Consider the following 23170-nt stretch of genomic DNA (forward strand, 5'->3'; position numbering starts at 1 on the left):
GCCAAAAAAAGAGAAAAACCCACGGGCTTTTCTTTCACATTAAGATTTGGTTTTATATTGGCTTGGTTTAACGCCTACGTATTTTTTGAATGTGTCTGAGAAGTGTCGAGGGCTATAATATCCTACTCTTTCACTTACGTCTGCGACTTTATATCCTGCCTTTAAAAATTCTTTCGCACGGTCCATTCGTAGTTGCGTTAAATACTTTATATATGATTCTTTCATTTCCTCTTTAAATAGTAAACTAAAATAAGTAGGATTCATACCTACATAGTCGGATACTTCCTGAAGTGTAAGATCCTTGCTATAATGTTCTCTCATATATTCACATGCTTTATTAACGGCATCATGCTTCGTTAATTGGCGAACTTTTCGAGTCCAGTTAAAAATCATTTCCATTTGTTCCTGGAGCCATGTCATCATTCTTTCCTTTGTATCCAACTCACGTATTTCCAAATGAGGTAAATAGGCCCTATTTGGATCAATATCTTCCCCTGTTTCTTTGGCAACTTCCAAAGCTAAGTAAACGAGCTTCAAAATTTCACGCTCAATCACATTAGGACTTAATCTCTCTGAATTCAGTTGACTCATAAAGGAATCAATCTGATTTAATAGACCTTCTTTATCACCTGTTCGGAGATGAAATATAATTTGTTCCTCTAAATCAGAAAGATTTCCGACAATTTTTGTGTTTCCAGCAATATTTTGAAAGTCAGTCCAGCCTTCCTTCATAAACCTACCGTATCTTAATGCTTCTTTAGCTTCTTTATAGCTTTTTTTAGCATCTACTAGATTTGCATATGTCCTTCCACACCCAATAAAAGTTTGACTTTGTTCTTGCCAATCACTTAATAACTGGTTTAAATCATCCCTATCAGAATCAAAATGAAACACGACGAGAAGATTCTCCTCACCATTTCGAACATACACAGACTGATAAGAAGAGTTACTTTGAATCATTGGCCCTTTATCTGATAATGCATACACGGTAATATTCTTTATCCACTTATTCTTTTCTCCGAATGATTCCCTAAACTTCTGTTCCATGTCTTCTCCAATCAATAATAAATCTAACGTTGCCTTGACAAGTAGTTCTTCCCTACTATCTTCCCATCTTGACTGGAGTGCAGTGACTGACTTTTGCATATTGACTTTGTCTAGTATTCTCGTAATGGTTTCTTCAATAATTGGAATGGTAATCGGTTTTTCTAAATAATCGGTTACCCCTAATTTAATCGCCCGTTTTACATAATCAAATTCATTAAATCCACTAAATACGATACAGATAGTATCAGGGTCATCCTCAATTATCCTTTCAATCACACGTAAACCATCTATGCCTGGCATACGGATATCTGTAAATACAATATCTGGTCGGTATTTTTGATAAACCTCGATTGCCTCGATTCCGTTCATAGCTGTGCCAACTATCTCAATTCCATATTTAGACCATTCAATCATTTGTAAGCCCTTTAGTACAATGAATTCATCATCAAATATTACGGCTTTTAACATCGCTATTCCCCCCACTATTTTTCAGGAAACCTAATTTCTACTGTTGTTCCTTCGTGTACTTTACTTGAGATTGAAAGCGTGCTTTGGCTTCCATAGTATAACTGTAGTCTTTCAATTACATTTGTCAGACCGTACCCTTGTTTTGTTGACTCCATATCCTCAATCCCTACCCCATCATCACTAATTGTAAAAGTAACCCAACCATCTTCAATCCTGCCTGTTAAGCGGACGGTACCTTCACCAATCTTTGATTCTAGACCGTGATATATGGCATTTTCAACAATTGGCTGCAGAAGTAGTTTTAATATTTTTTTCTCCACTAACTCTGCTTCAACATTCTCTATATATTGGAAGCGGTTATCATACCGGATATTTTGAATTGTCATATAGTGATGGATATGTTCTAATTCCTTTGAAACGGTAATTAAATCTTCACCTTTATTTAAACTTAATTTAAATGTTTCTGATAATGATACCGCAATTTTTGCAATATCTTCATTTTGCTTCATAACTGCCATCCAATAAACAGAGTCCAGGGCATTGTAAAGAAAATGGGGTTTAATTTGGGCTTGTAGAGCTCTTAGCTCTGCCTCACGCTCCCTAAGTTGGGCCCGAACTAACTGCTCATTCAACTCTTTATTTTCAGTTGTAATTCTTTGGAAAGTTTCCCCAATAACGTGAATTTCGTCCTTTCCTTGTCCTCCATTCGTACCTCTTAATCCCTTTGCCCAGTCAACTGTCAATTTTTTAAGTTGAATGAGTGGACGAGTAACTGATCCAGATAGAACAAATGATGAGTACAACACAACGATTGAAATAAATAAGGCAATTACTGCGGTAATCATCCCAATTTGATTGGATTGTTTGAGTAATTCCTTTTCTTTTATGACATTGGCAAAAGTCCAACCTGTCGAACGATTCTCAAAACTACTAATGACATATTCCTTTTGGTTGTTGTCAGTAAACTTTTCAAGAAAATCGGAGTCCAGATCTATTTTCTCAGACCCGGCATCTAGATACATGATTTTTTCTTTATTTGCAGAATCAATTATCATAAAATGACTATCATCTTTCTTGTTAAATACTTCTGAAAACATAGACTTATTTATATTTACAACGAGGAGTCCTATGATTTGAGGGTCATATAATCGTTCAGGATCTTTTAGTAATTTTACAGACGAAAAGGTGGTCTGGGCTTTCGTACCAACCAGTACATTTGTGCTTAAAAAAATCGGTCTACCTTTAGCCTCAACACTTTGTTTATACCAAGCAGTCTCAGAAAGTTCACTATGAACCCCACCATTATCATACGGTCCTGAACTTTTCGGATTACCGTAACAAACAGAACGAAAATTAACATCAAAAAGACAAACAGAATCGATATATTGAGTATCAAAGAGATAGCTTGAGATTAAGTCTTGTATACGTCTTGTTGTAGTCGAGTCAAGTACATTTCCTTCTTTTTCAGCATATTGAGCGCTATTAATTAATTCTTGCCTAATATCCTTATTCCATGAAATTAAACGTTCCATATTGCTAATATTTCGAAATAATAAATCAGCAGAGGCACTAGCGGTTTGCATATGGCTTTCAGACATTTGAATCTGATTTTTGACTAATGCATCCTTGGCAATTGAAAAAGAAATAAATCCTAATAATAATAGAGGAATAATCGATAAACACATCATTAATATAAAGTATTTATAACGAACTTTTTCTCCTTGGAACCGTTGCCAATATTTATTGATTTTAAGCTTCATATTCTGCCCAACCTTCTAGTAATTAAGTATTATCATTATACCAAAGATTCGACATTTTTTTCGATGTAACCAAGTAAATAACAGCCTAAATGTCGAGTCCAATAAAACAGGAGTATCACCTGAAAAGTCTGATATTGATTACGCTCTCATTCTTAGATTTAATAGACTTAGGACAGGAGGTAAAATTATGGCTGAAAATTTCCAAAGAGTTGAAAATCAAATCATAGTAAGGAATGAAGAATTTATAGCAAAAGCTGAAAAGTTAATCCCTACCTATTATAGTGAAACGATTAAACCAGAGAATATTGTTGAAGTAGTAAAAACCACAGATAAAATACATGGGTGGGAAATAAAAATAATTGAATCAGCTAACCATATTTCTTCTTATGATTATGGAAAAGGTGACCAAGTTGTTCTTGATTTTGGAACACATTTAGTTGGTTATTTATCAATGAGGGTTGTTCCTGTTGGAAGTCCTCCTGATGCACCACTTCATATTAAATTTAGCTTTGGTGAGATGCCAGTGGAAATGGCAGAGCCTTTTTCAGAATATAATGGCTGGATTAGTTCATCTTGGCTGCAAGAAGAAACACTTCACATAGATGTGCTGCCTGATTTAATAGAGTTACCTCGGCGTTATAGCTTTCGGTATTTAAAAATTGAGATATTAAATACATCACCTAAATACAAGGTTTCACTTAAGAACATTCAAATGAAACACGTAACAACTGCAGATGAGAAGAGCATAGAAGCATTACATCATCCTGATACAATTTTAAATGAAATTGACAAAGTAAGTATTAAGACTTTGCAAGACTGTATGCAAGAGGTATTCGAGGATGGACCAAAACGTGACCGTCGTTTGTGGCTTGGCGACTTGCGGTTACAGGCTCTTGCCAATTATGAAACCTTTAGAACTAATGACTTGGTAAAACGCTGCTTGTACCTATTTGCTGGTGTTCCTGATGATAAAGGGCGCATTGCTGCTAATTTATTTATTGCTCCTAGTCTTATTGCAGATGATACTTACTTATTTGATTATTCCTTACTATTTACGATAACTTTATTCGACTATTTTATTGAAACAAATGATAAAGAAACATTAAATGACCTTTGGCCACTTGCGTATAAACAAGTTGAGCTTGCGCTCGAACGTTTAGATGAGCGTGGAATTGTCAAAGACGATGAAACCTGGTGGTCATTTATTGATTGGAATGATGACTTAAATAAGCAAACACCTTCTCAGGCAATACTAATATATACCATAAAAAGAACTATTGAATTGGCTAAAGTTCTAAAAAGTGACCAATTGTCATTCCTACAACTGCAGCTTGATCAATTGTTGGATTCAACAATCACTCATCTATGGGATGAAGATGCTGGCTTTTTTATAAGCGGTGCAAATCGTCAAATTTCATGGGCAAGCCAAATCTGGATGGCACATGCTGAGGTGCTGGATCCGGATAAAAACCGCCAACTAATGAAACGCTTGCTAGAAGTAAGACCTGAAATTAGCTTAACAACTCCTTATATGTATCACTATTTAGTGGAAGCGCTCATTCTCGTAAATGAAAAAGAGTTGGCCGTTAATCAACTTAAATGGTATTGGGGCGGTATGTTAAAGGACGGAGCTGACACGTTTTGGGAATTATATGATCCAAATAACAAGAGTTACTCACCTTACGGTAGCTACTTAATTAATAGCTACTGCCATGCTTGGAGTTGTACACCAACTTATCTAATTCGCAAGTATGGATTATAGCATATATAAAATTCAATATTTACTATTTTTATAGGAAACGTACTAATATAAGGTTCGAAAATACCACAAAGCATTTTTGTGGTATTTTTATATCCTTACAATTAATAAAAAGAGGCCAACATAGGCCTCTCCTCATAATGAATTATCTCGTAAATGCTGCCGGCACACCACCATCAACTGTTAACATACAGCCAGTTGTTTTGTCTGATTTTGATGATGCAAAGTATGCGATTGCTTCAGCAATATCAGATGGATAAATGTTTACTAATAATGTTGTACGTTTGCGATAGTGATCTTCTAATTGATCTGGATCGATTCCGTATGCTGCTGCACGTTCTTCACGCCATCTTGAACCCCAAATAGCTGAACCTTGTAGTACTGCATCTGGTAAAACAGAGTTTACGCGAATGCCATATTCTCCACCTTCTGCTGCAATACAACGTGCTAGATGAGTTTCTAGTGCTTTTACTGAACTATATGCCGCCGCGTTTTTACCTGCATACACAGAGTTTTTAGAACCAACAAATACCATGTTGCCACCGATACCCTGTTGCTTCATTTGCTTGAATGCTTCACGAGCAACTAGGAAATAACCAGTTCCTAATACATTCATATTTAGATTCCACTCTTGTAGAGTAGTTTCGTCGATTGGGCTTGAAGTAGCAAGTCCTGCATTGTTAACAATTGAGTCCACTCCACCAAAGTTTAGTGCAGCTTGGTCAAATGCCGCTTGAACTTCATCTTCTTTTGTTACATCCATTTTCACTGCAAGTGCACGATTTGCACCGAACGTTTCGTTAATTTCTGCAGCAACCTTTTGTGCTCCTTCAAGATTTAGATCAGCAAGCACAACATGTGCACCTTCAGATACGAGGCGACGAGCAGTTTCACTTCCGATACCACCTGCACCACCAGTGATGAATGCTACCTTTCTTGAGAATTCAGCTTCCGCTGGAGCAAGCGTTAATTTGTATAATTCAAGTGGCCAGTACTCAACATTATAAGATTCGTTTTCACTTAATGAAACAAAGTTTCCTAGAGTGGTAGAACCTTTCATAACAGCAATTGCACGATGGTATAAGGCACCACTTACTCTTGAATTGTTAACGTCTTTACCTGTATTCACCATTCCTAGTCCTGGGATAAGGATGACTCTTGGTGCAGGCTCAAACATTTTATCGCCTTCATTTTTATTGCGCTCAAAGTATTCTTTGTAAGATGTTTTAAAGCTTTCTACACCCTCTTTGATTGCTGCAATCAAAGCATCCACATCTTTTGTTTGTGGATCCCAGTTCACATAAAGAGGTGTCATTTTTGTATGAACAAGGTGGTCCGGACAAGCAGCACCAATTTGTGATAATTCTGGTGCATTGTGGCTATTAACAAATTGAAGAACATCTTCGCCACGGTCATATGTTAAAAGCATTTTCTTTTCTTCACTAACAGCACCGCGAATCACAGGCATTACTTTTGATAGAATGCTAGTTGCTTCTTCATCAGAAAGAGATTCATATTTTTGGCCACCAAATAGAGAAGCTTCATCAACCTTAGCATTTATGTAGCTTTCTGCTTCATTGATGATATCGATTGTTTTTGCGTAAGATTCTTCAGATGTTTCTCCCCAAGTAACAAGTCCGTGCTTTTCCATTAAAACAAGTTCTGCATTTGGATTGTTTTTAACACCTTCTGCAATCATCTTTGAAAGTGTGAAACCTGGACGTACATATGGAACCCACACAAATCGATTTCCAAAGATTTCTTCTGCAATTTGCTTCCCGTTATCTGCACAACAAATGCTAATGATTGCGTCAGGATGAGTGTGATCCACTTGATTAAAAGGTAAGAATGCATGTAATAAAGTCTCGATTGAAGCTCTTGGATGTTTGCTGTCAATCATACAATGTGAAAGGTAGGCAACCATGTCTTCATCAGACATTTCATCGCGCTCGATTAATGGACGGATATCGTCTAAACGTAAGCCTGTGAAATTATGTGCTTTCATTGTCGCTAGGTCTGACCCGCTTCCTTTTACCCACATTACTTCAACATTACGACCACGGAAATCTTGTACGACAGTTTTCATTGATGTATTTCCACCGCCCCAGTTACATACAGCACGGTCAGATCCGATTAAGTTAGAACGATATACTAATTCTTCTACGCCTTTTTCAAGCTGTGAAGCTTTATTGGAATCCCAGTAATTTTGTACCATTTGATTTTCCTCCGTTTTTCAAGTTTATAACCTTGTGTTTTATTATAATACATATTTGTTTATTTTTGAATAAAAACTTTTAATGTTTGTTTATATTTGTTTTTATAAAAAATAGTCTACTAGTAAAAAGGAAAACTCCGAGTACAATTCGGAGTTTCCACTGCCATGTTCAACCTAGTTAAAGTTACTAACCTTCTTGTTTCCATTTCCATTCAAATCTCCGTAACGCTCATCTTCAATTTGTTTTAGGGTCTTCCCTTGAGTATTTGGTGCTAAAACAACCCCAATTACCAAGTGAATAGCCAAGAACGTTATCATAACAATCCCTGCAACCTTGAATCCTAGTGTCATCATTAAGGTTGGTAGTATGAATGAATAAATGGCAATACCAGTGCGTACGATAAAATACATTGTTCCTTGTGCACTTGCACGGTAGCGAGTCGGGAAAAGTTCACTGGTCCACAATGCATAGAACGCTTGAGCACCGATACCAGCAGAAGACCCCCAAAGGATGACGAATGCAATTAGCGTTGGCCATGTCATAGGCATGAAAGTTAGAAGTATCCATGCTACAAGTCCCATTCCTGCTCCAATACCGAATAGCAAGCGACGACTAATCTTGTCTGCTAACTTCATAAACCCAAAATAAGTAACAATTACTGTAAACATCCATAAGAATGCTTGAAGCAAGTTAGCTTGACCAGTACTTAATCCACCAACATTTTCATAGATATATGGCATAAAATATCCCATCGCGCCTGCTGTTAAATTCCAGAACAGGTAGATACCTATTAGTAATAATAATGCCTGGCGATTTACCTTCAATGTGAAAAGTTCTTTAAATGTATTACCCTTTTCTTTTCCAAGAGCAAGGTCTTTTTTGTCTTGGGCCTGTTGTTCCTCCCACATCTTCGATTCATCTAATCCTTGTCTTAAATACCAAGTTACCCCAGCGACAATTAGTAAGTGAATAAATATTAGTCTTGATCCTAATAATCCAAGCGGCGCTAATACGACAGCAAGGAAGAAGGTAACCATCGGACCGATTGACCAAGCTAGCTGTGCGGTACCAACATGGGCTGCCCGTTTTTCTTTCGGTGATTCTTCTGCGATATAAGTCCAAGAAACCGGTACCCCAGCACCAACGGCTATCCCTGTAACAATCGTACCAATTAATAGCATTGGGAAATTAAATGAAACGGCAATTAAGAGAACACCGACCATATACAATAATAGGTCGTAAGTAAATATGAATTTCCTTCCAAACTTATCTGTTAAAGGGCCACCGATTAATGCCCCTATTGCTGCACCAAATGCATTTGCACTTAACGCACTCAAGAGCCCAACACCCATATTGTCAATATTCAGGTATGCTTGCCAAAGAGTTAAACTACTTGCAGCTGCAATGATGGAACCGGCTTCAATATAGTTTGCCATTGCAACTGATATTGTAGCTTTCCAACCAGTCGTTTTCTTAGCACCCATTTTTTTAGTTGCCATTTGTCTACCTCCTGTTGTTTATTTAATCCATATGGAATACTTCTTTAAGATTTTTGGAAACTGGGCTTGAATCTGGATTTGTTTCCATGACTGGCTCCATAAACTTCCACCACTTTTGGTTTATTTCTGTTGAAGCCATCTGACTCCACTTTTCTTCATCTTCGATTTCTACATAGCCAAATAAACGATTGGTATCTTTATCAAGGAAGATGGAATAGTTCTTTCCTCCATGCCTTCTTAGCTCTTCTACCATCTCTGGCCATATTTCGTTATGACGTTTCTCATATTCCTCATGCATATCAGGATAAACAGTCATGACAAATGCTTTTCTAATCATTTTGTTCCTCCTTCATCTGAAAGCGCTGTTAGTAATCGCTTACTTTACTATGATAAAAAATAGAAGTGTTTTGTTTGATAACGCTTTCTATAAAAATATTTTACTATAATTAAAAAATATAGATATAACGTCATTTGTATTTTTTATTATCCTTATTTGCCTCCTAGTCTATCTTCCATCTAATTTATTGAAATTAGGTAGATGGATGTTTCACTCATAAAAAGGGACCCATAAGCTAGGCTTATTGGATCCCCATATATTACTATCGCGATTTTACTTTAATATAATATTAAAAGAGTAGAATGTACGTTCACCTACATCAATTTGTATTTCATACTTACCTACAGACATTGACTTTGTACTTAGATTATAAATATACTGATTTTCACTAGCATCATAGCGGAACTGATCATCCGATACTACTGAGCTTGTGGAAACACCGTTTGAATCCCTTACATAAATCTTTGCAGTTGCCTCAGGAAGGTAGTTACCAGCCTCATCCGTTAACTTGAATTTAACAGGAATAGTGCTTCCCGCTTTATAGGATTTAGATTCATCAGTCTTTACAGGTGGAAGAATTCCACTGGAAAGAATCGTTGCGCTAGCTGCTACTATAGGAAGGTTAGATTCGCCTTCACTGTTTACAGCGGTTACTTTATAATACGAAGTACCAATAGGTGCTGTACGATCTGTGAACTCTGGTATTGCAGAAGTACCGATTTTTGTATAATCGCCATTTGGAGTTGTTGAGCGGTACACATTGTATTCCTCTACTCCTAAAATAGGTATCCAACTTACATTCATTTCTGCACTATCGTTTACATCAGCCTTAATTCCTGCAGGAATAAGGTTTTTAATTGTTAAATCATATCTACGAGAATCATATCTACTAAAGTTGTAGTTTCTGAAATCTGACATACGGGTTTCCCCTGTAATATGTTCCTTTAAATCACTTGTACCATTTGAGTATATATATACGGCGAGTTCCCCAGTTAGATTATAAACGATCAGCTCATCTCTAGAATCTCCAACCAGATCAGCTACCATTACTTGTTCTTTAGAATCCGTATGTTCATTAAAAGTAACGATTGGATTAAAGTATCCATCATAGAGTTTTGGAACCACTCCATTTGGATTTTCTGCATCTACGCCTCTTCGGTAAGCAGTAATCAGCGGTGTATAGCTTCCCGTCCAATTATCAAGAGGGCGCACGATACTACCCCAATCCCCCATAGCACGTTGTTCATGGTATAAAGTTTGTCCGTCAGAAGTAAAAAGGAACATTCCATCTTGACCTGGGTTTCCTCTGTTAACCCTGTCAAGTCCTGCAAGCTCTAAACCCGGAGAGTCTATACGATATTCCCCCACTAGGATCTGTTGTGGTTCTGTCGTATCTCCATTTCTAAATAGTTGATTGCCATTCACATCGAATGCATAAGTATCAGAACCACCAAGGATAATTTCATACTCCCCATCCCCATTTAAATCGGCAACCCAGTGAGTGTCAACATGATCCGGTAAATCTTTTCTCCATATCTCCTTGCCATCATGAGATAGTAAGGAATAGTTATTCACTAGTTCATCTTTTCCATCTCCGTCAAAATCAAAAGGCAGTAGACTGTGGCCTGTATTACCTGGATAATACCATAATTGGTTAAAGTTCTTGTCCATGGCCCAAATCTTCTCATATCTATCCTTTAATACGATGTCTTGTGGCGTCTCATTACCTGAGAAATTCGCGATAAAAATAGCATCATGTGCTCTTTGATCTGGAAGTGTATGCTTTTTCTCAATCTCACCTGTTTTTCCATCAAAAATGTAAAAATACTTTTCTGTATCTTCTCCTAGCTTCATAACAGCTAATACTTCATTTTCACCATCTGCATCAATATCGTAAATTTGCACAGGCTCATCTGCTCCGCTAGTTGTCACTCTCGAATCAACTGTTCCTTGTGACCATAGTAAGTTTCCTTCAACATCGTACGCAGCTAAATGTCCTACAAAACGAGGGTTATACGCATCGCGGCTTTCGTAGGCTGGCTGTACCATTAAGATATCATGGCGTCCATCTCCGCTCATATCACCGATTCGCATTCTATTTCCTGTCCCTGCTGCACTAATATCAATCTTACTAACTAGGTTAGGAAATGACCATTCTGTCATACCTAAGACCTCATTAGATAAATCGCCTTCACCAGAGGAAGTTACTGCAGAGACCTTATACAAATATGTGGAATCGCTTTCAATAGAGTCGTCAACAAACTCTGTAGCTTCAGAGTTACCGACGAGCTTGAATTCCTTATATCCCAATTTTGCTCGATAAATATTATAACGTTCAGCACCCTCTACTTCATTCCATTTCAATGAGATAGATGTTTGAGTTACCGCTGGAATTTCAATCCCGCTTGGAGCAGATAAAACCGTATGCACCTTTGTATCAGCATATACATTAACCGGTTCATTGAACGAAACAGTTGGTGCAATAGATAGTGCTAGCATAGTAGATAATAAGATTTTAGATTTTTTAAACATGAAATACCTCCTTAACAAACTAAATGGTAGTTAGTAGACTTAAATTCTTAATGTAACTTTGAATACTCAGGATGTTTTTCCTAATTCGAAAGTCATCCCCAACCTATATTGTGGGACCTGATGATGAGAGTTCGTACCTGAACAATTAGCAGAACTGGGGTATATTCAAGTTGAGAATGGCAGTGATGATAGGGTTTCATTTAAGAGGTATCTTTCTCCTGAGGTACTGCAGCTGCTATGTTCATTACTGAATCCACTGCAAACAAAAACACACAAAAAGCTTAATAAAGTAATCGTATATTCAGAGTTTGTTCATCGCTCCACCACACTTCCTTTAGTTGTTTCCACCATCATACCCATATATCCTTTTGAATGAAAGGTGCCTTCTTCCTAATTTTCAAAATAAATACAATAATTCAAAAGCATTCAAAATCTCACCCTTTACTAATCCAAAAATAAAAAAGCAGCTCTCTTTTTCAAGAGAACCGCCTTTTCAATTGATACATATTTTTACAAATCCTCCACCAACACATAAACCGCCTTAACTGGGCCATGTACCCCGACAACTAGATTCAATTCGATGTCAGCAGAGTTACTTGGTCCTGTAATGAAATTGATTGCAGATGGAACCTGTTCTCCATTCTTCACCTTTTCACGGATGAGCTTTGCTGCTTGTGTCATCCGAGGGACGATTGTGCTTTTGGGAACAATAACAATCGAATGGGTAGGGAGGAAGCTGATCGATCTGCCTCGAGTTGGACCGCTGTATAACACAACTGTACCTGATTCAGCTAATGTAATTTCACTGATCGTAATCCCAATGTTTGCTTGCTCTGCCTTTGTAATGTTTTCTTTGCCTAAGTCAGGATTCCATTCAAAGGCTTGTTCTTCTTTCAATAAGGGGTTCAGTCCAAATTCTTCAAAACGCTCATCTTTCCAAGTAATGATAGGACCCTTTCCGAATTCATTCATTTTCTTTTCAAGTTCTTCTGATAGTGATGCTTTTGTCGTCATTATGAGCTCTGTATGGATTTTGGTACATTGTAGCTTTAATACCTCTACTAACTCATCGACGGTTGCATCCTTTAGCACTTCTTCCTGTGGGTTATGTTTCCAAACAGGTGCAGCTAACGTTGTTTTTCGTTCTCTACCTAATTGCTTAGCAATTTGGTCAAGGAAGGCATCGCGATTTTGAATGGTTCCTTTCATTACTGATTGCCTCCTTTTTCTCGATTTTTAAACCAGTCTCTAAATCTCTCACTATTTGGTGCAGGGAACTCGCGTACATTCGTCCATTCCTTAAGCAGGCCGACTCCTTTGGTAATTTTATCACCGTCAGATATAGGTTTTGTTAGGGTTGGTGCGAGTTTTGAGCCCATTTGATACAGTGATGGTGACGCCGCTCCTAAACCAAATGCTTTCATTAATATTTTTTCAGATACCGGTGCTCGACCTTCACGCTCTACGATGACTTCACGGTGCTTATGAATCAACTGATGAAGAGGGATTTTTACCGGACATACATCTGTACAAGCCCCACAAAGGGTGGATGCATATGGCAATTCTTTATGATCATCATATCCACCAAGCAATGGTGTTAATACTACACCGATTGGCCCTGGATAAATAGAACCATAAGAATGACCACCGACGTGACGATATACCGGACATACATTAATACATGCTGCACAACGAATACATTGTAGAACAGATTGGAATTCTGTACCGAGTATATCTGATCTACCATTATCTACAATAACTAAATGAAAATCTTCAGGTCCGTCGACATCGCCTTCATCACGCGGTCCTGTTAAGGTCGTGATATAGCTCGTTAACTTTTGACCTACCGCACTTCTTGTCAGCATCCCAACGAGTACTTCCATTTCTTCAAATGTTGGAACAAGACGCTCCATTCCCATTACGACAACCTGTGTTTTTGGAAGGGCAGCAACCAAGTCAGCATTTCCTTCATTTGTTACAAGCGTTATAGAGCCAGTTTCAGCAACAGCGAAGTTACATCCTGTAATCCCCATATCCGCTTCTAAAAACTCTTGTCGTAACGACTCCCTAGCAAACAATGCGAGTTCTTCTGGCTTTTCTGAGTTCTTGTAGTCCATTTTATTTGCGAATACATCACGAATTTGTTCTTTGTTTTTATGCAGAGCTGGTACAACAATGTGGGATGGTGGATCATGATCATCCATTTGTAGGATGTATTCTCCTAGGTCTGTTTCAATAACTCGACAGCCCACTTCCTCAAGTTTATCGTTTAAGCTTATTTCCTCTGTTACCATTGATTTTGCTTTGACAATCTTTTTAGCGTCTTTCTCTTTTGCTAGATTACTAATGTATGTGCTAGCTTCTTCAGCCGTTTGCGCAAAGTATACGTGTCCGCCTCTGTTTGCGACCTGCTCGCTTAATTGATAGAGATAGTAATCAAGGTTTTCGAGGACGTGCTGACGAATTTCCTCCCCATGGTTACGCCATTCCTCCCAGTTTCCAAGCTCATCTGTAACCGTTTGCTTTCTACCTTGAATGGTTTCCTGGGCTTTTGAAACGGCACCTCTCATAAAATTATTTTGTACTTCTTTGCCTACACGAGACTTGAATTTTTCATCACTTGTTTTTAATGCCATATTGTTTCATCCCTCCTTTAGTTTCGTTGGTTAAGCACTTCTGCGATATGCAAGACTTTAATTGGTTTCCCTTGTTTATTGATTCTTCCACCAATATTCATCAAGCACCCTCCGTCCGCTCCGATGAGGTATTCTGCTTCAGTTATTTCAACACATTGTACTTTTTCATCTACCATTTTCTCAGAGATTTGCCCCATTTTTACAGAAAACGTTCCTCCGAAACCGCAGCAATTTTCTTTACCTGGAAGCTCGACATATTCAACACCATCAATATTTTTCAATAATTTAATAGGTGGTTCCTTCACGCCTAGTAAGCGCGTCATATGACAGGATGTATGATAGGTAACTTTTCCTTTGAAGGTTGAACCGACATCAGTGACACCCAGTACCTCAACTATAAATTCAGTTAATTCATAGGTTTTCTTTGCTAGTTCAATTGCCTTTGGTTCCCACACTGGATCTCCCTTAAAAATATCTTTGTATTCGTGGAACATATTTGCACATGAACCTGATGGACATACAATGTATTCCGCACTACTAAAGGTATCGATCATCTTTTTCATCGCTTTTTTCGTTTCTTCTACATATCCGCTATTATAAGCTGGTTGACCGCAGCATACCTGATTCAGTGGAAACTCCACTTCACATCCGAGGTGCTCAAGTAGCTCAACCGTCGCTTTTCCCACATTTGTTTGAAACATGTCAACAAGACAGGTGGCAAATAAAGTGACTTTCATATCCGTTTTCCCCCCAACAAAACATATGAACAGGTCATCAGATGACCATATTATTAAAAACAATGTTACTACTTTTTTACATATTGTAAAAGGTTAAATTTGAGATTGTTTAAAAAATTCCTCTAATATTTCTTCGACATTGTTTAGATGTGTAAGCATGGCACTTCGCGCTGCCTCTTCATTACCGGCTGCAATTGCTTCGTAAATAACAAGATGCTCATCGTATAACTTGTCGGTTGTTTTTTCTAAAGAAAACAACGTAATTCTTCTTGTTTCCTTCATTGTTTCTTGCATGAGATCGGAAACCTGCAATAGCAAGTTCGTTAACATCGGGTTTTGTGTAGCTTCAGAGATGGCAAGATGGAATTGAAGGTCTGATGTTTCACCTAGTTCTTCATTTCCTAATGCTGCCTTCATACCACCCAATGCGAGATCCATCTTTTTTAGATTTTCAGTGGTATGTTTTTTCGCTGCCGTTGCCGCTGCCCCTGTTTCGATAATTTTCCGTACTTCAAGAAGGTGCATGACATCCTGCTGATTCATTAACATTGCTGTGGCTAATGAAAATGAAAAAGCGTCTGCTTGAAATTCCTTCACATATGTCCCTTCTCCTTGACGCATTTCAATTAAGCCCATTGCCTTAAGTGCCGTTAATGCTTCACGTATAGCAGAGCGTCCAACCTGAAAGCTTTCTGCTAGTTGTTGAACGGATTCAAGCTTTGTTCCGGGCTTTAATTCTCCAGAGCGAATTGCCTCTTGAAGTGCATCAGCAACTTCCTCATAGATTTTTTTTGGTTTGATTTTCTTGTATTCCATGGATGGTCCTCCGTAAAGATGATTGAAAGTTCTTTATTCATCATATATCGATTTTATCTTACTTTCAATCAATCTCTGGAATTCTGGCAATCCTCGGGTCTGTGAAAATATCGCTCTCGTCTGTACTTGTTGTTGAAAACTCAGACACTACAGCTCCATCTTCCCCTGCCTTAAACCAATGCAAAGTGTTTGGGTAAATCGTATATTGCTCACCCGGTAATAAAATAATCTCCTTAAAAGCAGTATAATACTCTGTATCTTCTAACGGTGGATGTACTGCTCTATTTTGAGTTTCCTCTCCTTCTACATAGAGATAAACTTTGCCGTATCGACAACGAAATGTTTCTTCTTTTCCGTCATCAAATGTTCGTTTAGGATGCTTATGTTCAGGACAGGTCTGATGTGGTAATAAGGCCAATTCCTTTGCACACACCTTACTTGTATTTACATATTCGATAAGCTGCAGGCCTGTATTTTCGACTTTATTTAGACCAAAGTCAGCGACTTCAATACGCTCTTTCTCATCCGAGGTTAGGATAATATTTGCCTGATTAAATAACTCAATTGCCTTATCTTTGATTCGAATATATTCTTCTCGTTTCATCATATCTAGCATTCCTCCACAATTTTCAAAGGACTACCTCAACTTTTTGGGATGAGATAGTCCTTTCTTTCAATCTATTTGTTCAATCAATTCTTTAGTCTAATTTTATATCTAGTAAATCTGACACTTTCACTGCTTGACCAGTCTTTAATGAAATATTACCTGCAATTCCAGTTAGAATTGATTTGATTCCATCAATATGTGAAGCCGCACGGTTGAATTCATCTTCTACAGGTACTCCAAATAGGTCTTGTAGGAGAACTGGGTCTCCACCACCATGTCCGCCTTCACCATCTTCAATTTCTACTTCATATGGTGCATCGAACATTGGTAGTACACGAATAGAACGTGCTTCTAGACTTCCTTCGTCCGCTTTTTCTCCACCTGAGTTAATGTAAGAACGCTCGACAACGACTGCTTCGATTCGTCCTTTTGTACCATTAAAGTGGACACGGAATCCTTCCCATGGCTGATACGCATTTAGAGAATATGTTAAGATTGCTTTGTTTTTATATGTTACGTTCACACCTAATGTGTCTTCTATATCAATTCCATCACCAAAGACACTTTGGTCACGTTGATAGCCATCTTCTTTTTCTGCATCTAGATACATGGCTTTTAGATGCGGGTTCTCTTCTAAATGTAATGCGAAAGGATCATCCTTTGCCACTTCACTACCATGTGCGCGTTGATAGAAACGAGTTTCGCCTCGTTTTTCAGCATTTTCTTTTCCGTAAAAATGCAATCCACCGGTTGCATAGACTGTTTCTGGAGTTGTGTCTAACCAGAAGTTCATTAAATCAAAATGGTGAGTTGATTTATGGACAAGTAGTCCGCCACTGTTAGCTTTGTTGCGGTGCCAACGTCGGAAATAATCTGCGCCATGTTGAGTATCTAATGCCCATTCAAAATGAACAGATTTTACTTCACCAATTACTCCATCACGGATTAACTCACGGATTTTTGTGTTATGTGGTGCGTAACGGTAGTTAAACGTAACGCGAACTTCTCTGCCTGTACGTTCAATTCCATCAAGAATTTCTTGGGACTTTTCAATGTCCATCGTCATTGGTTTTTCTGTGATAACATCGCAGCCTAGTTCCATTGCACGGACTATATATGTGTGATGTGTACGGTCAATTGTTGTTACAATCACTACATCCGGCTTTTCAGTTTCAATCATTCTATCAAAATCACTTGCTAGATAAGTAGAAATTTGTGGATGATTATACTTTTCTTCTAAAAGTTGATTCGCATAATTCATACGTGTTTGGTTAACATCGCAAAATGCCACTAGTTGACATGTTTCTCTATAGTCTTTTGCCATTGCGCCATAGAAGAACTCAGCTCTTCCACCAGCACCTACTAATACATACTTTTTCATTAATCTACAACTCCTTATATACTATGTTTTATTCCAGGTTGTCTCTACAAAATTGTTGATTTCACTGCAGGTGGACGCTTTCCGCGGGCTTGGCTTGAGCCTCCTCTACGAAATGTGGAAGCGGCTTGCACAGAAACGAGAAAATTACAGACTCCGACAAAAGAGGCGTATTTTGCCTCTGAAGGAGGAGTTGAAATTTCTCGAGTTTCTAGCCGCTGCAACTGGACAGGTCGCTATTGCTCCTGCGGGGTCTCAAGTCTCACGCTTTTCCCGCTGGACCCTGAGAAGCTTCCTTGAGTAATCCCACGCACGCAGAAAATGCTTGCATTTTCAAGGAGTCGCACCCTTCCATTCAATCAACAAGGATTTCCACTTTAATAAAAAGCAGTTAACCTATTAACTTAAAGATGTGCTTTCGTTCAGTTGCAGCCTTTTTTCGTCTATTCGTTTAAATAATCTTGAAGCAATCCACATGAAGATATATCCAGGTCCACTAATTGCAAATAATGGGATGGAGCTTGGAAATGTAATTAGCCCAATAAAGAGAATAGCTGCACTTACTATCATTAGTAATGTGTACTGAGGGTATGATATTCCCAGTGAAAAGGCATATTTGATATATTGCATTGTTTTCATTTGATAATGAACGTAAATCGGAAAAATATAAAACAAAATAAGTAGGTATAGAAAACCTAATACAAATAGCACCACACGAAAGATGTTTAGAACACCTTCAGCTGGCAAAATAACGAGATCGATAAATATGAATGCACCGATTAAAAACAAGACCCCAGCTAATGGCAACGACCTGAAGAACTCCTTACGATATGTTCTCCAAAATAGTGGGAAAACAGGCACATCCCATTCATCCCTTGCCCATTTTCTAGTTACTGTATAGAGGGATATAGTTGCAGGCATAACCCCAAATATCCCTAATCCTAGAACAGTAAATACCAACCACAATATATTGAGATACACTAACTTTACGATTACATTACATATAGTTAGGATCCGACTTGTTAGTCCACTTAATTCCATCATCATTAGCATCCTTTCAATCTTGTTTTCGATTCTAGTTCATATAGCCGATATCTATTAACAACCTACGATATCCATTATTGGATTAACCCTTAAGACCAGTCGTTGCAATACCTTCAACAATTTGTCTTTGGAAGAAGAAGAATATTGTCATAATTGGTGCCAATGATAATACAGACATTGCAAACAATGCTCCCCAAGAAGAAGAACCTTCAGCATCCAAGAATAAACGTAATCCTAATGGAACCGTAAAGTTATCCACTGAGTTCAGGTAAAGCATTTGACTAAAGAAGTCATCCCATGTCCACATAAATGTGAAGATACCAGTTGTTAGTAACGCTGGTAAAGCAAGTGGAAGAATGATTCGGAAATAGATTCCGATTGGTCCACAACCATCCATTGTCGCACTTTCATCCAACTCTCTTGGAATCCCTCTAAAAAATTGAACCATTAAGAAAATGAAGAACCCATCTGTAGCCAATAATTTAGGTACGGTAAGTGGGAAAATAGTATCAATCCAGCCTAGATTATTAAAAATAATATATTGAGGGATTAACACAACGTGCGTTGGTAACATGATAGTGAAAATCATTAAAGCAAACAGGATTCCTTTAAAGCGAAATCTCATTCTCGCAAATGCATAGGCAGCCATCGAACAAGAAATTAAATTTCCAATTACCGCAATCGTACTGATCACAAATGAGTTCTTAAAAAAAGTACCAAAACTTATATCCCCGGTTGCAGCCCAACCTTTAATGTAGTTATCAAAGGTAAATTCAGTTGGGATTAATCCAGGTTGGGAGAAGATTAATTCTTCCGGCTTAAAGGAACTTGATATCATCCATATCACGGGATATAGCATGATTAATCCTGCTGAGAAAACTAAAATATGTGTTATGACATTGCTTAATCGATTCGATTTGGTCATGATAATCTCCTTCCCTTATTAGTTGTCATAATGCACCCAGTATTTTGAACTGAAGAAAATGATACCAGTAAGGATACTTAAAACAATAAGTAGCATCCAGGCCATCGCAGCAGCAGTTCCCATTTCAAAATATGAAAAACCTTTTAGATAAAGCAATAAAGTATAGAACATAGTAGAGTTTGAAGGTCCACCTGTACCTCCACTTACAATATAAGCAGAAGTAAATGCCTGTACTGAACTGATAACTACCATTACTAAGTTAAATAAGATAACTGGAGTTAATAACGGAAGAGTAATCGATTTAAACTGATGCAGCTTTGTAGCTCCATCAACAGAAGCAGATTCATATAGTTCTCTTGGAATCTGTTTTAGTCCAGCTAGGAAAATAACCATTGAAGATCCGAATTGCCAAACTGCAAGCGCAATAAGCGTATATATAGCATAATCTGGATGTGAAACCCAACCCTTACCTTCAATTCCAATTACTCCAAGGAATTCATTAATCAGGCCGTTCACACCAAAGATATTTTTCCAAAGGATAGCGATTGCAACACTTCCACCTAGTAAGGATGGAATATAATAAACGGTGCGGTAAAAGCCTATTCCACTCATTTTCTTATTTAGCAACACGGCTATTAATAATGCAGATATTATTTGAAGTGGTACACCAATAATGACATATGTGGTGGTTACGCCCACTGATTGCTTAAATGTACGATCGTTTACAAGGTCTACATAATTCTGGAAACCTACCCATTCAGCAGGGGTCAATAAATTATACTCAGTGAAGGACAAATAGAGTGAACTAACAATCGGGCCCAATACTAACACCAAAAGGCCAATGATAAATGGGGTTAAAAACCCATACGCAATTATATTGTTTTTCCTTTGATGAATCATTCTTACACACTCCCTTACTCCCTATCATAGTAATACAACAAAAATTTTATAGTCTATTCATCTAGTGACATGTTAAATGAACTACCTAGAAATAAATAAATGAATGATAGGGGGAGCCGATTACTAGAATCGGCCCCTCTTAGTAGATTTATCTATGTTTTTCTAGAATCTTGTTAAGCTCGTCCCAATAATAGTCGGCGCCTTCTTCAATTGTTACCTGGCCGAATGCAATCTCATCACTTACTTGTGTGAATAGATTTTTCGTTTCACTGTATCCAGGTAAATTCGGTACAAATGGAGTATCAGTTGTGCTACTTACATAGTCGATGTATTCGAAAATAGCAGCATCAGTCTCATCTGCACTATCCATGATTGCTTGTCTAACTTCAGAGTTAACTGGTGCACCACGGTCATTTCCTAAAATTGCTGTAGCTTCTAAATCATTTACAAAGAAGTTTAAGAATTTAGCTACCTCTTCTGGATGCTTTGTTTCTGAATATCCAGCCAAGAATTGGCTTACACGTAAAGATGCTCCGTGGCTTCCACGTTCATTATATGGATGTGGATGTAATACTAATTCATCTGTTGTTGCATTTTTATATGCACTTAATTGGTTACTAGCAACGATTTGGATTGCAGCATCACGTTTTACAAGCATTGATTGTTCAGGAGTTGTAGATGATTCAGCTTGTACTTCTGGTGGGGCAACAGCACCTGCTTCTCTAAGATCCTGCCATAATTCGAACCAGTCAATAACATCTTGTTTTTCAATTTTTAATACGCCATCTTCATGCAAGATTTTTCCGTTTTGGTCTGTGAAAAGGCCAAAACCATCTTGATCAAAGTAACCTGTACCGTACGTACCATCTAGCTTCTCAGAAAGCTGTACAGTTGTTTCTTTAAAGTCATCCCATGTCCATTCTTTTTCTGGCATCGGTACTCCAGCTTCTTCGAACAATGTTTTATTTAATAGTAGTCCCCATGCGTTGGTTCCTAAAGTAACACCGTAAAACTTGTCATCAAAAGTTGCTGCAGTAATCATGTTTTCATCGTGTAAACTAATGTCAATAATATCTCCAACATACTCATCTAAAGGTAAAACAACACCCTTACCAACAAAGTCATTTAAGTTACCACCATACTGGATAATATCTGGTGCATTACCTGATGCGAACTGAGTTGTTAACTTATCGAAATACCCATCCATGCCTGAGTATTCAGGGATAATGTCAATATGTGGGTTCTTCTCTTCATAAAGTTCTATAACCTCTAACGTTTTGTCATGTCTTTCTTGTCCACCCCACCAAGCAAAACGGAGTTCAATTTTATCTTTATCTGATCCTTTATCATTAGAGCTTGCTTTTTCTTTATCATCCGAACTACTACATGCACTTAACACTAAAAGCAAAGTTAGCGTTAATAATAAAAGTTTTTTCATCGTTTAGTCCTCCTCTAATGTGTTCAACCATTGCTAATAACAATAGTAACCCCCGGTTTAATGTATCAATTTAATTATTTAATATGGTCTCTTTCCAACCTTCCATAAACCACCACCTTTCAAAGTAAAATCCACCTACTTTTGTACTGTTAATTTACCGTTCTTTTCTTCAAGTTCGATAAAAATTGGTCTTTCTAGTGGTGTTTTATTTGGAGCATGGAGGGTCAATACTGGTTTTTGATCAAACGTTTTAAAAATCATCCCATGTCCTCCATCTTCCCTATATAACGGCTGCTCCTCATGAACCCAAGGGCCGTTGATTGCACCTGAAACAGATTTAGAAAGTCCTTGTGCATACACATTATCGATAAAGCTCGCCCATAGCATATAAAGCTCACCAGATGTCGTCTTATAGATAAAAGGTCCATCTGTTACATAGTTATTTTCATATGGTCGCTTCTTATCTTGGAACGCAGTTGGCCATGGTGCTTCTGACGCTTTAAATAAAGTTTTAGGCTCTTCAGCTGGACCGGATAAATCATCTTTTAACTTGAGTAAGCATATTTCCCCATCTTGTACTTGTACCCATTCATGACAGAAGATAAGCCATGGTGTACCTTGGTCATCCACGTGTAAAGTACCATCAAGCGAAAACCACTCTTTCGGTGTTACTGTTCCATCGCTATGAGGACGGTATGGGCCTAATAGATTGTCAGAGATTAAGATAGCGGTTCCACGCTTCTCATTGTCTTTCCTAAAAAATGTTGCAAACATATAATATTTGCCTTTATATTCATGAACTTCCGGTGCCCAAAAGTTTCGATCCGAATAAAAGTCTTCAGCCGGGCGGAATACGGGATAAGGGCCTTCCCAATTCTCTAGGTCCTCACTTACGTAAGCATCAAATCCTGTTCCTTCACCCCAAATATTTTTGTCGGTGCTACCAAACATGTAATACTTTCTGTCGTTTTCATTTACGTAAATAAAAGGATCTCTAATCTGTATGTCTTTATTTTTTAGCACTAACATCACTCCTCTTTTGTTTTGCAGACTCTTCAGAAAACTATTCTT

Annotated in this window: 18 protein-coding genes; 1 reads left to right on the forward strand and 17 read right to left on the reverse strand. The window is 37.9% G+C overall.

Annotated features, from left to right (window positions below):
* Positions 1–39 precede the first annotated feature (39 nt).
* Together CZ490_RS13400 and CZ490_RS13405 are read right to left on the reverse strand one after the other, a co-directional pair.
* Positions 40–1515 carry a response regulator gene (locus CZ490_RS13400; RefSeq protein WP_077619357.1) on the reverse strand — a complete coding sequence of 492 codons (1476 nt, stop codon included), beginning with the start codon at positions 1513–1515 and terminating at the stop codon, positions 40–42.
* A 14-nt stretch (positions 1516–1529) separates the two neighbouring features.
* Positions 1530–3275, reverse strand: coding sequence for a cache domain-containing sensor histidine kinase (locus tag CZ490_RS13405; RefSeq protein WP_077619358.1), 1746 nt, complete (start codon positions 3273–3275; stop codon positions 1530–1532).
* A 187-nt stretch (positions 3276–3462) separates the two neighbouring features.
* Here CZ490_RS13405 and CZ490_RS13410 point away from each other — a divergent pair, with 187 nt between their 5' ends.
* Positions 3463–5037 carry an alpha-L-rhamnosidase-related protein gene (locus CZ490_RS13410; RefSeq protein WP_077619359.1) on the forward strand — a complete coding sequence of 525 codons (1575 nt, stop codon included), beginning with the start codon at positions 3463–3465 and terminating at the stop codon, positions 5035–5037.
* Between the two features lie 142 nt (positions 5038–5179).
* Here CZ490_RS13410 and CZ490_RS13415 read toward each other — a convergent pair whose 3' ends face one another.
* The 15 genes from CZ490_RS13415 to CZ490_RS13485 all read right to left on the reverse strand — a co-directional run bounded on the left by CZ490_RS13415 (position 5180) and on the right by CZ490_RS13485 (position 23128).
* Positions 5180–7249 carry a bifunctional aldolase/short-chain dehydrogenase gene (locus CZ490_RS13415; RefSeq protein WP_077619360.1) on the reverse strand — a complete coding sequence of 690 codons (2070 nt, stop codon included), beginning with the start codon at positions 7247–7249 and terminating at the stop codon, positions 5180–5182.
* Between the two features lie 174 nt (positions 7250–7423).
* Positions 7424–8734, reverse strand: coding sequence for an MFS transporter (locus CZ490_RS13420; protein ID WP_077621062.1), 1311 nt, complete (start codon positions 8732–8734; stop codon positions 7424–7426).
* A 37-nt stretch (positions 8735–8771) separates the two neighbouring features.
* Positions 8772–9086 carry an L-rhamnose mutarotase gene (gene rhaM / locus CZ490_RS13425; RefSeq protein ID WP_077619361.1) on the reverse strand — a complete coding sequence of 105 codons (315 nt, stop codon included), beginning with the start codon at positions 9084–9086 and terminating at the stop codon, positions 8772–8774.
* A 273-nt stretch (positions 9087–9359) separates the two neighbouring features.
* Positions 9360–11618, reverse strand: a complete 2259-nt coding sequence (locus tag CZ490_RS13430) for a PxKF domain-containing protein (RefSeq protein WP_077619362.1) — start codon at positions 11616–11618, stop codon at positions 9360–9362.
* A 510-nt stretch (positions 11619–12128) separates the two neighbouring features.
* Entirely contained in the window at positions 12129–12827 is a 699-nt protein-coding gene (locus CZ490_RS13435) for a LutC/YkgG family protein (protein WP_077619363.1), read from the reverse strand.
* Entirely contained in the window at positions 12827–14254 is a 1428-nt protein-coding gene (locus tag CZ490_RS13440; RefSeq protein ID WP_077619364.1) for a LutB/LldF family L-lactate oxidation iron-sulfur protein, read from the reverse strand. The genes CZ490_RS13435 and CZ490_RS13440 overlap by 1 nt, the downstream gene beginning before the upstream one ends.
* Before the next feature lie 17 nt (positions 14255–14271).
* Positions 14272–14991: a (Fe-S)-binding protein gene (locus CZ490_RS13445; protein ID WP_077619365.1), complete on the reverse strand. Its 720-nt coding sequence runs from the start codon at positions 14989–14991 to the stop codon at positions 14272–14274.
* Positions 14992–15084: 93 nt separating this feature from the next.
* Positions 15085–15807, reverse strand: a complete 723-nt coding sequence (locus CZ490_RS13450) for a FadR/GntR family transcriptional regulator (RefSeq protein WP_077619366.1) — start codon at positions 15805–15807, stop codon at positions 15085–15087.
* 64 nt (positions 15808–15871) lie between these two features.
* Positions 15872–16411, reverse strand: a complete 540-nt coding sequence (locus CZ490_RS13455; RefSeq protein WP_077621063.1) for a D-lyxose/D-mannose family sugar isomerase — start codon at positions 16409–16411, stop codon at positions 15872–15874.
* A gap of 94 nt (positions 16412–16505) precedes the next feature.
* Positions 16506–17795, reverse strand: coding sequence for a Gfo/Idh/MocA family protein (locus CZ490_RS13460; protein WP_077619367.1), 1290 nt, complete (start codon positions 17793–17795; stop codon positions 16506–16508).
* 396 nt (positions 17796–18191) lie between these two features.
* Positions 18192–18833: a YesL family protein gene (locus CZ490_RS13465; protein ID WP_159439952.1), complete on the reverse strand. Its 642-nt coding sequence runs from the start codon at positions 18831–18833 to the stop codon at positions 18192–18194.
* A gap of 85 nt (positions 18834–18918) precedes the next feature.
* A complete protein-coding gene (locus CZ490_RS13470) occupies positions 18919–19761 on the reverse strand; it encodes a carbohydrate ABC transporter permease (protein WP_077619369.1) in 843 nt (280 codons plus the stop codon).
* A gap of 18 nt (positions 19762–19779) precedes the next feature.
* The gene (locus CZ490_RS13475) at positions 19780–20661 is read right to left on the reverse strand and encodes a carbohydrate ABC transporter permease (RefSeq protein WP_077619370.1); all 882 of its coding nucleotides are present in this window, start codon (positions 20659–20661) and stop codon (positions 19780–19782) included.
* A 148-nt stretch (positions 20662–20809) separates the two neighbouring features.
* Positions 20810–22099: an ABC transporter substrate-binding protein gene (locus CZ490_RS13480; protein WP_077619371.1), complete on the reverse strand. Its 1290-nt coding sequence runs from the start codon at positions 22097–22099 to the stop codon at positions 20810–20812.
* Positions 22100–22234: 135 nt separating this feature from the next.
* Positions 22235–23128 (reverse strand): glycoside hydrolase family 43 protein, encoded by an 894-nt coding sequence (locus CZ490_RS13485; protein ID WP_077619372.1) that lies wholly within the window; start codon positions 23126–23128, stop codon positions 22235–22237.
* Between the last annotated feature and the right edge of the window lie 42 nt (positions 23129–23170).

Origin of the sequence: Litchfieldia sinesaloumensis (assembly GCF_900156865.1) — a bacterium.
GTDB classification, from domain to species: Bacteria; Bacillota; Bacilli; order Bacillales; family Bacillaceae_L; genus Ferdinandcohnia; species Ferdinandcohnia sinesaloumensis.

What these genes read in the sequence shown, in the direction of transcription:
- CZ490_RS13420 (WP_077621062.1), bottom strand. Translation starts at nt 8,734, where the DNA reads ATGGGTGCTAAGAAAACGACTGGTTGGAAAGCTACAATATCAGTTGCA.
- CZ490_RS13405 (WP_077619358.1), bottom strand. Translation starts at nt 3,275, where the DNA reads ATGAAGCTTAAAATCAATAAATATTGGCAACGGTTCCAAGGAGAAAAA.
- CZ490_RS13415 (WP_077619360.1), bottom strand. Translation starts at nt 7,249, where the DNA reads ATGGTACAAAATTACTGGGATTCCAATAAAGCTTCACAGCTTGAAAAA.
- CZ490_RS13430 (WP_077619362.1), bottom strand. Translation starts at nt 11,618, where the DNA reads ATGTTTAAAAAATCTAAAATCTTATTATCTACTATGCTAGCACTATCT.
- CZ490_RS13480 (WP_077619371.1), bottom strand. Translation starts at nt 22,099, where the DNA reads ATGAAAAAACTTTTATTATTAACGCTAACTTTGCTTTTAGTGTTAAGT.
- CZ490_RS13410 (WP_077619359.1), top strand. Translation starts at nt 3,463, where the DNA reads ATGGCTGAAAATTTCCAAAGAGTTGAAAATCAAATCATAGTAAGGAAT.
- CZ490_RS13435 (WP_077619363.1), bottom strand. Translation starts at nt 12,827, where the DNA reads ATGAAAGGAACCATTCAAAATCGCGATGCCTTCCTTGACCAAATTGCT.
- CZ490_RS13450 (WP_077619366.1), bottom strand. Translation starts at nt 15,807, where the DNA reads ATGGAATACAAGAAAATCAAACCAAAAAAAATCTATGAGGAAGTTGCT.
- CZ490_RS13475 (WP_077619370.1), bottom strand. Translation starts at nt 20,661, where the DNA reads ATGATTCATCAAAGGAAAAACAATATAATTGCGTATGGGTTTTTAACC.
- CZ490_RS13470 (WP_077619369.1), bottom strand. Translation starts at nt 19,761, where the DNA reads ATGACCAAATCGAATCGATTAAGCAATGTCATAACACATATTTTAGTT.
- CZ490_RS13400 (WP_077619357.1), bottom strand. Translation starts at nt 1,515, where the DNA reads ATGTTAAAAGCCGTAATATTTGATGATGAATTCATTGTACTAAAGGGC.
- CZ490_RS13485 (WP_077619372.1), bottom strand. Translation starts at nt 23,128, where the DNA reads ATGTTAGTGCTAAAAAATAAAGACATACAGATTAGAGATCCTTTTATT.
- CZ490_RS13440 (WP_077619364.1), bottom strand. Translation starts at nt 14,254, where the DNA reads ATGGCATTAAAAACAAGTGATGAAAAATTCAAGTCTCGTGTAGGCAAA.
- rhaM (WP_077619361.1), bottom strand. Translation starts at nt 9,086, where the DNA reads ATGATTAGAAAAGCATTTGTCATGACTGTTTATCCTGATATGCATGAG.
- CZ490_RS13455 (WP_077621063.1), bottom strand. Translation starts at nt 16,411, where the DNA reads ATGAAACGAGAAGAATATATTCGAATCAAAGATAAGGCAATTGAGTTA.
- CZ490_RS13465 (WP_159439952.1), bottom strand. Translation starts at nt 18,833, where the DNA reads ATGGAATTAAGTGGACTAACAAGTCGGATCCTAACTATATGTAATGTA.
- CZ490_RS13445 (WP_077619365.1), bottom strand. Translation starts at nt 14,991, where the DNA reads ATGAAAGTCACTTTATTTGCCACCTGTCTTGTTGACATGTTTCAAACA.
- CZ490_RS13460 (WP_077619367.1), bottom strand. Translation starts at nt 17,795, where the DNA reads ATGAAAAAGTATGTATTAGTAGGTGCTGGTGGAAGAGCTGAGTTCTTC.